Genomic DNA, 13,163 nt, shown 5'->3' on the forward strand with positions numbered 1-13,163 from the left:
TCCGGGCCTTTTTTACCATAAGCATACATCCGTTGATTTTTAAAGGAACTTTCAGTACATCTTTACCCCGTATTATTATTTGAAAGAAATAATGAAACTATTGAAAAAGGCTTCTTTATATTTTTTTAGATGTACAGTAGACTTACTGCAACTACAGAATGGAGAGGCCAAAAAACTTTCACAGGAATTTTAAAAAAAGGAATTTTGAACATTGAAACTATGAAGCTGTATCATCCGATTTCAGAAAAATAAAGGATGCTGCAACTACAGAATAAGAAGGTCAAAAAACTTTTATAACAGCTGAATAAATCTGAACTTTGAGCTCTGAATAATCATTGATTTCAGGAACTATGGAATTCCATTCAAGGCGATCAGGCTGTGAATAATATCGATCTTTCTCCACTTATCAATTTATCAAAAGCAATTTTTCAAAAAACACATGAGTACACCATTACATACAATTTTCAGTTGGTTTGAAACTGGAGATTTTCCAACAGAAGCGCAGTTTAAAGAAACATTTTCATCTTTTTACCATAAGGATGACCAAATCCCTATGGGAAGTATTGAGGGATTTGAGGACATTTTTCAATTATTTGCCAGTGCAGAGGCATTTCAGGCGCATTTAAAAGACCCAAAAGCCCATTCGGAATATTTGGCTTTACTGAATGCGGGTAATCTAACCCCAGCTCATGTTACTAGCTGGAAAAGTAAACTGGGAATCAGCAATGTTGCTACGGTTGATAGTTCTGATCAGTTGGGTAATGCGTACACTAAAATACAGATAGATGGTTTTGTTAATGAACTGAAAAATGTTGATAAAGACTTAGCCCTGAAGATAGAAAATATTAAAAAATTGCTGTTATCCAATGATCTGTCTTTAGATGAACTTCAGGAAATCGTGGATTTCATTAAGAAAAGCCGTGAAGATATTGAGGCTTTAAAGGCTCTTTCTGGGCAAACGAGTGAAGATAAAGTAAAGCTGTTGCTTGACTATGATGGGGTAGGCAGCCCGAAAAATCAACAGGAATTTAATAAGAAAATCTATGATAAGGTTTTGTTGATATCACAGACTCCTACAAGTGCAGTGGTACAAGTCACAGAAAGTACAGTATTTCCCAACACCCTTGAAACAGAAAATGTGATCATTCAGGCCCGGGACAGCGTTACAGGCAAAAAAATAAATATTGACGATTACGCAACCAACCAAACCATAGAGATTAAGATGTTTGGCGACATCGCTCATCCCATTAACATTCTCATTTTAAAAGTTAAACCATAAAAAAATAAAAAAACATGAATAATAACGCAGTAATAAGTAATAACGCCCATCAGGATAATTTTTTTGGAGAGCTTCAACATACCCGCTTTCAATATTTTGATACGCTTCCCAGTACAGATAAAGCGCTCCCAGGCTGGATAATTGATTATAAAAGTGAGCTGCACCAATGGAACGGAACAAAATGGATTAATCTGGCCCAAAATTACGTACACCCTGATTATCCACTGACCAATAATCCATTTCAAACGGATCAAACAAGCGGACTTCTATTGCTAAGTCAGATACTGACCAATAGTTCAGGACATGTTATCAAAATAGCAGGTCGAAATCTTACCAATGCAGATATTGTCTCTATTTTTCTGAATGATGCCGTACAGTCAGGTACATTTACATGGTCATCCAATAAGATTAAAACTTATATCGAAAACCTGGTGGGGCAAAGCCTTACAGGAGCGTTGATTTATCAGCCGGGAGGGTATATTCCTTCTACCGTTAAAGGCTCAATGACAGCGCCGTTACCCATTACCTCAGGTGTCATTAAAACAGGAATGGTGTGGGTTATTACCGCAAATGGCTGGGTTGGCAATGAGCCTGTTTCTATTGGCGACCATCTTATTGCTAATACTGATAATGCTTCAAATGTTCCTAAAAATTATCAGATTATAGAAAAAGGAATTCCTGACATTGTAGATGCCACAGAGGGTGTTAAAGGCCTCATTCAAATCGCTACAGAAGCTGAAGCTATTGTGGGAACAGATGCCCTTAAAGCAATGACTCCAAGATCTACAAAAGTTGTTTTGGATGCAAAAATCAAATCTAAAACAGTGCTGATTGGAGATGGTTCTTCCGTTACTTTTCCCATTAATCATAACTGGAACACCTGGAATGTTGATTATATCTGTTACCGTACTACGGATAATAGAAAAATAAATGTAAGCTGTGTAACGACCTCTGCCAATGATGTACGAATAGACGTTCTGGCTCCTCTTACTCAAGATGAATATAGAATTACTTTAACCGCAAGACTTGATTAATGGCATCACTAATAGCACCTGAATATTTTAACAATCACATCGCTGTAGAAGGCGAAATCATTGTGAAAAGTGTTCCAAACGATGCAGGTTCTGTATTGGTTTGGAACCCCACTACAAAGAAAATATCTCAAAGAACAAAAGCTGAGATTATTGCTGATTTAGATGTAATGACTTTAAGTACCAATCAGTTTGTACATGGTCAAAAATCTTTTATGAGTTTTGGTTTGCCAAACGAATATGCCAATAATCTATGGGTGAGAAGTGATGATGGATCAGAGCCAGGTATTACATTCTGGAAAACAGGATTTGTATCTTCTACTCTTACTCTAAGAAATGATGGATTTCATTTTGGAGTGGGAACGAGTAATCATTATGAACATGTAAAAGCTGAAGGATTTAGAAAGAATGGCTCTTCTAATAACTACTTTTTAACTGGAGGTGGGGCTGACTATGATAGCAGAAAGAAAGAAGATTCTTATATTCATTCATCACGAGATTTTGCCAGCGGTACTTTAATTGAAACTGATGTAGACTATTCAGTTACTTATGGAGAGCAGTTCCTTCTGGAAATGAAAGGGAATATGTACAGTAATGGAAATTATTTACCATTGGACTTTAAGCTTCAGGGTTATATTTACAATGATACTATAATTTCTGAAGGTGGATATTCTACACTGTCTTATTTCAATTATGTTATTGCATTAAATTCTAATGGAAAACTAACTTTCTGGTTTCCAAGATTAGGGTATTGGCAAGGATTTGATGCGAAATTAACTTCTGGATATGGAGGGCTAGACCAGGGTAGAAACCGGGTTATTTCAGTTTCGGATAATCCAGACCCGGGAGGGACAAAAAGACTTCAAATCAATCTTAAACATCTCCTTACAAAAGAAGAACTTGTTTCTGAAAATATATTTTGGGAAAAGAAAAATGTTGGCGGGTATTGGGCCTTGGATTCAGATAAACCTATAGGCGGACTGAATGGAAATGCTGCGCAAGTCATTTTATCAGGTGGTTTACTGGCATCTTCTTCTTATACTGATTCACAATTTATTCCTGCCAATGGAATACATTCAAAAGGTTTTGTTCAATCTGATGAAGGTTTTCAAAACAGATTCTACAAAGTAAATGAAAGAAATAGAATTTGGTCTTTTGCTAATGCTGATAATTATGGACTTTCTTATTTTCAAGGGAATAACCACATATTAGGTGAAGGTATTAGTTTTCACTTTGGCGATGCAAGTACTACAGGATTTAAAACATTTATACAAAATAATGGTAGAATATTTTCAGAACTGGATGGTAATTCAGGAGATTGGAAACATAAAGTGTACAATGCAAATAATTATCTAGGTGCAGATTATATAGGAGGCGGGCAGGAAAAACCTAATTCAATATATTTTGGGCCAGGTAAATTGAAACTACAAATGTTGGAAGGTTCTCAGATGGGTAATTCTAATTTTGGATGGTCAGATGTTTTATGGATGTCTTCATACTCAGGAAGTGATGTTAAAAAATCGACAGCGATTGTTTCATCTAAATATAATGATAGAATAGGTTTTGTAAAACAAAATTACGATGCTGCTGATTGGGGGACTTTCCAGGAATTTTGGACAACTAATAATTTAACTAATCCGGCAACTCAGACAGACTTAGATAATTATTATCATATAAATAAAGGAGCAGGTATCTCTAATCAATCTGAATTAGTGCCCAATGGATTACAAAGTATTTCAACAGCCAACTCAGGTTCTAATTTTGATGGTGAGCTATCCGATAAAACACTTGAAGGAACTTTTGCAAGTTTTAATGGGTATTCTAAGACATCAAAAAATTTAGGATTTACTTTATTTGTACCAACATCTAAAGAACAGGGTGTTTATTATAAAACCTGGTATGGAGGAAATCAAACACCTTGGAAAAGACTTGCTGAATATTCTGATTTATCAGCTTTTGTATCAGCTTCCGAGTTAGGAAACTATCTTAGAAAAGATGGCGGTACTATGACTGGTGCTTTTAATATGGAGTCTCCAGCGATGTTAGGGAGGTGGAAAAGTACCGCACAAACAGGGAATTATTTGACTTGGGAAAAGTATGATGGGACTAAAGCTATCGCTTATATGGGAGCAGATGGAGGTGCCGCTTCCGGGGGAGGTTCAGGAGATAATTTTGCCGTTAGAGCTGTAAATAATGGTGATTTATTATTAAGTTCAGATAGCGGTGTTGTTAAAATTCAAGGAGCTATTCCCTGGACTTCTAGTAATTTTAATCCTAGCGAATACTTAGCAAAAAGGGGAGGACATCAAGATGCTGCTGCGGTAAAAACTGATTTTCCTTTAAGTGTTACAGATTGGGCCTCAGGTACTGCATTTTCGTCTACTTATGGTAACTCTTTACACATTGCAGGAAGTAATACATGGTATCATAGAATAGATTTCCCTTTATTCAGCGATCACTTAGAGTATTGGCAGGGTATTAATACAACAGTCATGACGAAAAAAGGGAATATTCCTTTATTGTCAGATGGAGAAAGGCTTTGGACTACTAATAATTTTAATCCTGATCATAAGGTTAATTCTTCAGAAAATGCTGAAACATTAGGATTTTCAAATGGTTTATCCACAGATGCGCCTTACATCTATCATAAAACAGATGGGTATGTCTTCTTGGCTACTCGATCTTGGGCTATTAGTAGGTTTGTTGATGTTGACGGACAACAAAATATTACTGGACTTAAGATTATTAAAGGTAGAGCAAGAAATACAGGTACAGGCTGGGGGAATACTAATGCATCATCTGACTATTCTTTTTTAGTAGAAACTGAAAGTGGTTCAAATACTGATAATCAGTACACAGGATCTATAGGGTTTTTCTCTAATAGTGGAGCACAAGCTGGTATATATGTAAGAAGTAATGACCAGAATGGTACATCCATGGCGTTTGCAACAACTAATTCGTTTGCAGCAGGACCTCAGATAGCTATGACGATTGATAATCAAGGTACTGTTAATCATCTAAGGACAAGGCCAACATTTCAGGGAAATGTAATTTGGGATGCTGGTAATCTTACCACTGCTATGATAAGCAACTGGAACGATAAATTTAAAAATTTAAAGTATGTTGCTGATTTAAACTTAGTTTCTGAATCTGGAATTTATAGGCAGGAATCTCCATCTTCAGGATTTAATTATACTACTACTTTAAATCTAAACTCATCTGATGGAAGGCAGCAGTTGACCATTGATAGAGGAGGCAATGGTATGAAATTTAGAGGTAATAATTCAGGTTCTGGAAATACCGGATGGGGACTTTGGAGAACTGTTTGGAGTGACGCCGATTTTTCACAAAGTCATATTGATAATTGGAATAATATGTCCAATGACGGTATTATATTAAATCAGCAGTTTACGAATATCACAGGGAATGGATTATTTGTTGTTGATAATCATCATGGTGGAGAATCTGGTATATATAATAAAAAGGACGACTTCTATTTAACGGTATTAAAAGATGAGTATTATAAATATTCAAGTACGTATAAAGGTTGGGAAGGTATTAATTTCAATAGAGGAGATTACAGGATTGGTATAGGTACAAAAGCTAATGGTGCAGATAAGGTAAATGTTTCAGGTTCAGTAAAAGCTACTGAAAACTTTAAATCAAAGGATGAACAACCTAATACATTATTTATTCCAAACGGAGAGTTAGCCTATCTTGATGATGAGATTACCAATGAAGATAATAGAATGAGATTATCTCATAGAATGATCGAACAGCAGTCTGGAGTTCAATATTATGATTCTGATAATAGAATGTTGGTCATTAGGTGTACAGATCCAAATACGCATTTTACCTTAGGAAAATGTTTTCCAGGTCAGCGAATATTGATATTAAATGCCAACGAGCACTCTGCACAAGGCTTTGACATCAAAAGCACAGGAACCTCATATAAAATAAAACCATTTACCTCTATCCAATTATTTGTTTGGGATGAAAAGACGGTTTATAAATATGCAGAAAATCAAATGTATTAAAACTTGAAATTACAACAAAAAAGCATCACAGAAACAGTGATGCTTTTCTTGTTACAGACGCTAAGATTATTCAGGATACCACTTCTTTTTCATAAATAAACTGGCTTTCACGAGTAATATCAATACCGGGACTTCTACCAATGGTCCAATGACTCCTACAAATGCCTGCGGTGAATGAACTCCGAATACAGAAATCGCTACAGCAATGGCCAGTTCAAAATTGTTTCCTGTAGCGGTAAAGGCGATAGATGCATTTCTATCATAAGGAATCTTTAATGACTTGTTGATCAGAAAGCTCACAAAAAACATCAAAACAAAATAAATGATAAGCGGTATGGCTACTTTTACCACATCCATAGGCAGTTCCAGTATTTTGCTTCCCTTTAAGCTAAACATCAGTACAATGGTAAATAATAAAGCATATAATGTAATGGGGGATATTACAGGGACAAATTTTCTGTTGTACCATGCGGTGCCTTTTGATCTTATCAGAATATAACGGCTGATAAAACCTGCCAAAAATGGAATTCCTAGGTAGATGAGTACACTTTCAGTAATATCTTTCATAGAGATATTTAGATTAAAGCTGGCCAAACCCAATTGATCAGGCAGAACATTAATGAACAGCCATACCATAAAGCTGTAAGTAAATACCTGAAAAATACTGTTCAACGCAACCAGTAAAGCTGCATATTCTCTATTTCCCTTTGCCAGATCATTCCAGACGAGTACCATTGCAATACATCTTGCCAGCCCGATGAGGATAAGCCCCACCATATAATCAGGTTCATGTCTTAAAAAAAGGATAGCGAGCCCGAACATAAGGACTGGCCCTATTATCCAGTTGAGAAATAAGGAAACACCAATTACTTTTTTATCTTGAAATGCTAATGGCAGAAGAGAATAGTCAACCTTAGCCAATGGCGGATACATCATGAGAATGAGCCCAATCGCCAGAGGAATATTGGTTGTTCCTATGGATTGTGAATTGATCATATCAGGAATGGCTGGGAAAAAATGCCCTAAAGCAATTCCTATAGCCATAGCCAGAAATATCCATAAAGTAAGGTAACGATCAAGAAACTTTAATCTTGGCTGCATGATTATTGGTTGATTTTTGAAAAAACATAGAACATTTCTTCTGCAATTTGCAAGCTTCTTTCAGCATATACTGTTGTCTGTTCCGGAGTATTGTCCGCAACTTTAGGATCCTCAAACGTGATGGGAATTCTTTTTTCAGCACCAGGAATAAACGGACATCCACCGTCTGCCTGTGAACAGGTCATAATCGCTGCAAATCCGGATACAGGATTGAAAGGACTGTCGTATTTTTTTGAAAAACCTATGATAGGCAAATCATTATCATCATATTGTATTGTATATACAGGATTGGCTGTTTCAGCAATGATGAAAATACTGAACCCCTGATCGGCTAATGTTTCCGCAATCTTAGGAAATAAAGCGGTTGTTTCTGTTCCTCCGGAATAGCAATGAACACCCGGAATAGCAAAGTAGGAAGAGGCTGCCTGCGCCCAGATTTGTGAAAAATGACTGCGGCGTGAATTGTGAGTACAGATAAAATTAATATTGACTTCTTTCCTTTCATTCACCTTTTGCTGGATGAAACTGATCAATGGTTCCAGAACTCCCTTTCTATCAGCATCTATATTTTCCCACTGTAGAGATTGGATGGTGTTTACTAATTTTTGATACATAGCATTCTAAGGTATTAGCAGCAGCCTGAAGCAGGATTGCAGGATGAAGGGTTTACAGAGAACTCAGACAGATTTTTCTTTTGCTTTTCATTAGGAATTCCGCAAGCTTCCTGGGCAAGGCAAGCCGTGGTTTTATTGTTCAGGACAAAGTTTTTCCCATTAAAACTTAAATCATATTTACCAATGGTTTCCCCCTGATATTCAACTTCAATTTCCGTGTCTTCTATTCCCAGTTTTTCTTCAGAAAGCTGAATGATGTGAAGGAGTTTCCCGGGTTTCAGACGATGTTCATAATCATCAGCGTCCCATAACTGAAAGTTGACGGTTGTCTCATTTCTGGTAACGCCGCCACAATCGATGAATTTTTTTATAATCTGGCCCACTTCCGTAACATGGAAATGCTCAGGAACAAAACTCCCGTTTTCCAATTGAAATTCAACGTTTTCCAATGTAGGAAGAATTTCTTTGATTTCTGATAATCTCATAGTGATTAAAATTTAAAGATTAAAATTATAATGTTATATTGCAATATTACGATGATTTAATTCAAAAAAAATGCCTTAGCAGCATTGTTTTATAGTAACATCCTGATTAAAGAATATATTGAATTCATTTTGAATATCTTTCCACACACTTTCATTAATGCAGTAGCAGACAGATTTCCCATCAATGGAGCCTTTGATGATCCCGATATTCTTCAGTTCTTTCAAATGTTGAGAGATCGTAGCCTGAGCCAGACCCAGCTCTTCAACCAGATCATTGCAGATACATGCTTTTTGATGAATGATGTATTGTAAAATGGCTACTCTGGCAGGGTGCCCCAAAACTTTAAGCAGAGAAGCCAGTTTATTTTGCTCTTCAGTATAGATTTCTGTTTTAGTAACTCCCATTGTTTTAATTATTATATTGCAATATTACGATATTAATTTTATGCAGCCATACAAAACGTATTAATTTTTATAAATAAATTTTAAATATGTAAAAATCAATATTTTATATCTGTTTTTAAAATAAGTGGTAAAGCAAGATATAAAAAAAGATGAAGCAGAATTATGCTTCATCTTTTGATCTTTTATTAATCTTTTATTAGGGTAAACTAATTTTTTTGCCTTGTTCAGGGAAAACATAATTTACTTTTAAAGGATTGTTTTTCAATAATTCCTTTTTGATGAGTTCAGGATTGTCACCTGTAGGCTTTCTGTGGGTAACTACAATATGGAGACCTTCAAGGCTGCCTTGTCCGGTTTTTTCCTTCAGTTTACTCAGTTCTTCAACCAAAAGGGTAGGAGTAAGGTGTCCGAACAGCAGATGTTCCGGCTGGCTGTTGGGGAAAGAAACTTCAATTAATATGGTGTTGAGTTGTCTTTTTTTAACAAGGGGTGCTATTGTAGTCCAAAGGTGATCAAGACGGTCAGACTTTTCGATGCGGTCAGCGCCTGTGTCACCCAGATAAAGCAGGTAATGATCATCTCTTCTTACTAATGCCGCGCTGCTTTTATAAGGATTTACATGGCTCAGCTCATAGCCTGTTATAAAAAATGGGGTCTTAGGTGCTGGGATCTCCGTTCCTTCCTGAAGCTCATTATAATGATACTTTCCAAGGATCGGTTTTTGACCCTGATCGGCAAAATTAATCCAGGTATCTGTTATAAAGTAATGATTTTGCAAAATCTGAATCACGGGTGCTATCGCGAAAATATCTTTTTTAGAATCGGCCGGAGAGTTGATAATAAGTCCTGATAAATGATCCAAATGACCGTGTGATACAAAGTATCCTTTTATCTGATCCTTAAGAACCGTTTCTGCTGAACCGTCAAGGCTTTTTAATTGAATAGCTTTTCGTATCCCGGCATTTACGGTACCGGCATCAAGACAAAGAAATGAATTGTCTTTCGGTGCGCCTACCAGATAGGCTGATAAATTGTCTTCCTGCTCACCACCATAGATCCCTAAAGGAATAACATCAAAATTTTGTGCCTGACAAACGATATTCAGAAGAAGGGCTAATAAAGAAACTGCTGTTTTTTTCATAATACTTACACTGGAAAACCATCCTTTACGAGATGGGCAGAGCAAATTTACGCTATTTTTGGTGACTGGCATTCTGAAGTAATAAAGCCTGCTGAAAATCAGCAAGCTTTATTTGAGGATCATTTTATTGAGGCTGCTGCTGGGTTACACAATGTACCATGCCGCCATTGGCAAATAAATTACGACAATCTATTCCCACTACTGTTTTACCAGGATAAAGCTGCTGGATAATATTGTTGGCAACCGCATCATTGGGATCGTTGTAGTTAGGTACCAATACACGGTTATTTGCAATATAATAATTGATATAAGAGGCACGGCCTACATTCTTTCCGTAAGTGGTTATCACATCATTTCTGGTCAAAGGGACCTTTACAAACTGATAAGCAGAGCCATTTTTTGTGGTCGCATCATATAATTTGTCAATATCGCCATCCGGAACCTGCCAGTAAGCCAGATCATTGGGGCTCATAGTGATAATAGTGGAAGAATTGGCAAATCTTGCAAAACCGTCAATGTGCATATCTGTAATGTCAAGTCCGGCTTTTCCATTCAACCAGATAAACTTGGTAACCCCTAAATTTTGAGTAAATATTGCTTCTGCCTGCTGCTGAGTCATTCCAGGATTTCTGTTGCTATTTAGAATGGAACTTTTACAAGCCATCAATACGCCGTTTCCATCAATTTCTACACTTCCGCCTTCATTAATCATAACCGAATTGAGATCAATTTTTGGAATGTTGGTATCTGCAGCAATCTTAGAAGGAATTGTATTACACTTGCTATAGTCTGCTTTATTGCCCCAACCATTAAACCCCCAATCCTGAATAAATAACTGCCCGTTTTGATCTTTCACATAAATAGGCCCGTTATCTCTTACCCAGAAATCATCTGTGGGATAAAGCTTAAAATTGATATTGGTAAGCGGAACTCCGGCACTGTTTAATAATCCTACAATACGGTCTTTTTCTATCCCGTTGTACGCAACGATGTGAACCTTCTCACTTTGTGCCAGCTCCTTGGTCATTGCTACCCAGGTTGCATCCAATCGGTTACGGTAGGTAGTTCCATATTGATACTGGTGAGGCCATTGAAGCCAGGTCCCCTCGTGCTTTGCAGATTCTTCCGGCATTTTGTAAACAGGAGTTCCCGGGTTCGTAGTTCCTGGAGGCTCTATAGGTTCTGTTTGAGAACAGGCCATTAAAAAAACAGGTAATAACAGGAACATGATTTTCTTTTTTTGCATAATTGATTTATTTTTTAACAATGCAAAATTAGATTGGTGAAAATTTTTAAAGTTGTCCCAAATTGCCAACTTACTTCAAAGGCAATAAAATATAAGTCAGCTGTTCTTCCTGATCACCTCCCTGATCAGCATGCCTTTCATACTTTTCTATGATCGGAGTATGGGAAAATTCAAGCCCTGAATTAAAAATCCAGCGGGAATAGATCTTAGTGTAGGTATCATCTATCGTTTCATAGCTGCCTGTATGGGTAAACCGGGCATATTTGCCGCCAAATATCATTTTTGAAGGCAGTTTTTTATGGTAAGACTGCAGGGTTGCGCATGAATCATACCGGCAGTTGATTTCAGTTTTGATCAGAGGTTCGTCGGCGATAACCCCAAAATATTCTGTGCCGGCATCAGGGAATTTATTTTCCATGAACTTTTCCCACAGCACCTCAATTTCTTCATTGTTGTAATAGGTTTTAATACTCTGATAATATACCTGCAGCGGTTTAAGATATATAATCTCCGGCTCCAGCAGTTCGTCAGATGTTACCGGAATGATTTCGTCTTCACACAGAAGTTTTTCCTTACTTAATCTTGCTGCTTTTGGGGAAATCCCAAAATGCTGTTTAAAAGCTTTAGAAAAAGAAGCGATATTGGAAAAACCGACTTCAATGGCAATGGAAGTGAGGTTTTCCTGGGTATACAGAATCCGTTTATAGGCATTTTCTACCTTTAGTCTTTGTTGAAAAGCGCCTATTGTTTCTCCACAGCTGTACTTGAAAATACGCTGGATATTTCGGTAAGAATAATGGGAAATATCTTCCAGTTCCTTTACGGAAACAGGCTGATCATAATTCTTTTCCATGAAATTGATAACTCTGTAAATACAATTCAGGTTGTCTTCCATAAGCTTTGAAATTTTCAGAAATAGGTAACATGAAATAAATTACAAATAAAAGAAATAAAAAAATGTCTTGGCAATATTGTATTTTAGCTTCAGGTAAAAAAACTGGAAATAAATAAAAAAAACCAATATAAATTGCCATTTTAAAACTAAAATAACAATCAAAAAGCTTTCAACAAACCATGGAAAAAGAATTGTCAGACTTAACCGATCAGGAACTCTTAGAGAAGAAAAAAAAGACCAAATCCAATGATATTGTCAATGCTGTAATCCTGGGAGTATTGGTTGGTATTGCTATTTATAGTACCATAGTCAAAGGGTTGGGGCTTATGACTTTTATCCCTGTTCTTTTTGCCCTTTTTGCGGTGAATAGCTGGAATAAAAACAAGAAGGCATTAGAAAAGGAATTGAATGCCCGAAATATAAAATAAATGCAGGATTTTAACAGACAAATACAAGAGGGTGCAGTAGCGTATTTTCGCGACTGTATAAAAAATGGGGATGCTAAAGGGGCTTTAAGCTGTTTTCATCCGGAAGCGGTATACATTGACAGAGATGGGAGAGAGCTGAGAGGGCTGAGTGAGATACAATTGGCAATGGATGAGATATGCAGGCTAAAAATGAATATACAAGGAGGAACACCCCATATAACGGTAGTCAATGATATTGCGATGTGGCTGGATCAGTGGGAAATGACGGGAAATGCTCCGGACGGACACCCCATAAAAATGACAGGTCATACTTCCTGCATTATGAAAAGACACGAAAACGGAAACTGGCTGTGGCTGGTAGATAACCCTTTTGGTTCTGCTGTATTTAAAAATGATAATATGGTGTAATGCTAAAAATAATGCTGAGCAACGTTTCTTAGTATAAAAAAACCTTCAGATCAAATCTGAAGGTTTTATTTATTTACTGATGAATAATAAATT

At 36.7% G+C, this 13,163-nt stretch carries 12 protein-coding genes; 5 read left to right on the forward strand and 7 right to left on the reverse strand.

From position 1 onward, the window contains the following. Positions 1 to 439 precede the first annotated feature (439 nt). Genes DBR39_RS23470 through DBR39_RS23480 form a run of 3 tightly spaced genes read left to right on the forward strand, consistent with a single transcriptional unit; the run spans position 440 to position 6,347 of the window. Complete coding sequence (locus DBR39_RS23470) at positions 440 to 1,279, forward strand: hypothetical protein (RefSeq protein WP_124537090.1); 840 nt, start codon at positions 440 to 442, stop codon at positions 1,277 to 1,279. Between the two features lie 14 nt (positions 1,280 to 1,293). Beyond that, positions 1,294 to 2,313 (forward strand): hypothetical protein, encoded by a 1,020-nt coding sequence (locus tag DBR39_RS23475; protein WP_124537091.1) that lies wholly within the window; start codon positions 1,294 to 1,296, stop codon positions 2,311 to 2,313. Continuing rightward, entirely contained in the window at positions 2,313 to 6,347 is a 4,035-nt protein-coding gene (locus DBR39_RS23480; protein ID WP_124537092.1) for a hypothetical protein, read from the forward strand. Before DBR39_RS23475 ends, DBR39_RS23480 begins: the two co-directional genes overlap by 1 nt. Positions 6,348 to 6,413: 66 nt before the next feature. Here DBR39_RS23480 and arsB read toward each other — a convergent pair whose 3' ends face one another. The 7 genes from arsB to DBR39_RS23515 all read right to left on the reverse strand — a co-directional run bounded on the left by arsB (position 6,414) and on the right by DBR39_RS23515 (position 12,234). Continuing rightward, positions 6,414 to 7,448, reverse strand: a complete 1,035-nt coding sequence (gene arsB, locus DBR39_RS23485) for an ACR3 family arsenite efflux transporter (protein WP_124537093.1) — start codon at positions 7,446 to 7,448, stop codon at positions 6,414 to 6,416. A gap of 2 nt (positions 7,449 to 7,450) precedes the next feature. Continuing rightward, the gene (locus DBR39_RS23490; protein ID WP_124537094.1) at positions 7,451 to 8,062 is read right to left on the reverse strand and encodes a low molecular weight phosphatase family protein; all 612 of its coding nucleotides are present in this window, start codon (positions 8,060 to 8,062) and stop codon (positions 7,451 to 7,453) included. Between the two features lie 14 nt (positions 8,063 to 8,076). Continuing rightward, positions 8,077 to 8,547 (reverse strand): DUF6428 family protein, encoded by a 471-nt coding sequence (locus tag DBR39_RS23495; protein ID WP_124537095.1) that lies wholly within the window; start codon positions 8,545 to 8,547, stop codon positions 8,077 to 8,079. Positions 8,548 to 8,622: 75 nt separating this feature from the next. Beyond that, on the reverse strand, positions 8,623 to 8,952 hold the full coding sequence (locus tag DBR39_RS23500) for an ArsR/SmtB family transcription factor (RefSeq protein WP_124537096.1): 330 nt from the start codon (positions 8,950 to 8,952) through the stop codon (positions 8,623 to 8,625). A 196-nt stretch (positions 8,953 to 9,148) separates the two neighbouring features. Next, on the reverse strand, positions 9,149 to 10,093 hold the full coding sequence (locus tag DBR39_RS23505; protein ID WP_124537097.1) for an MBL fold metallo-hydrolase: 945 nt from the start codon (positions 10,091 to 10,093) through the stop codon (positions 9,149 to 9,151). A 124-nt stretch (positions 10,094 to 10,217) separates the two neighbouring features. Beyond that, positions 10,218 to 11,339 (reverse strand): agmatine/peptidylarginine deiminase, encoded by a 1,122-nt coding sequence (locus DBR39_RS23510; RefSeq protein WP_124537098.1) that lies wholly within the window; start codon positions 11,337 to 11,339, stop codon positions 10,218 to 10,220. Between the two features lie 70 nt (positions 11,340 to 11,409). Next, on the reverse strand, positions 11,410 to 12,234 hold the full coding sequence (locus tag DBR39_RS23515; RefSeq protein ID WP_124537099.1) for a GyrI-like domain-containing protein: 825 nt from the start codon (positions 12,232 to 12,234) through the stop codon (positions 11,410 to 11,412). Between the two features lie 179 nt (positions 12,235 to 12,413). Here DBR39_RS23515 and DBR39_RS23520 point away from each other — a divergent pair, with 179 nt between their 5' ends. Both DBR39_RS23520 and DBR39_RS23525 read left to right on the forward strand, forming a co-directional pair. After that, positions 12,414 to 12,662: an FUSC family protein gene (locus tag DBR39_RS23520; protein ID WP_124537100.1), complete on the forward strand. Its 249-nt coding sequence runs from the start codon at positions 12,414 to 12,416 to the stop codon at positions 12,660 to 12,662. Then, positions 12,663 to 13,070 (forward strand): YybH family protein, encoded by a 408-nt coding sequence (locus DBR39_RS23525; protein ID WP_124537101.1) that lies wholly within the window; start codon positions 12,663 to 12,665, stop codon positions 13,068 to 13,070. Positions 13,071 to 13,163 lie beyond the last annotated feature (93 nt).

It is taken from the genome of Chryseobacterium sp. KBW03 (genome assembly GCF_003852415.1).
GTDB classification, from domain to species: domain Bacteria; phylum Bacteroidota; class Bacteroidia; order Flavobacteriales; family Weeksellaceae; genus Chryseobacterium; species Chryseobacterium viscerum.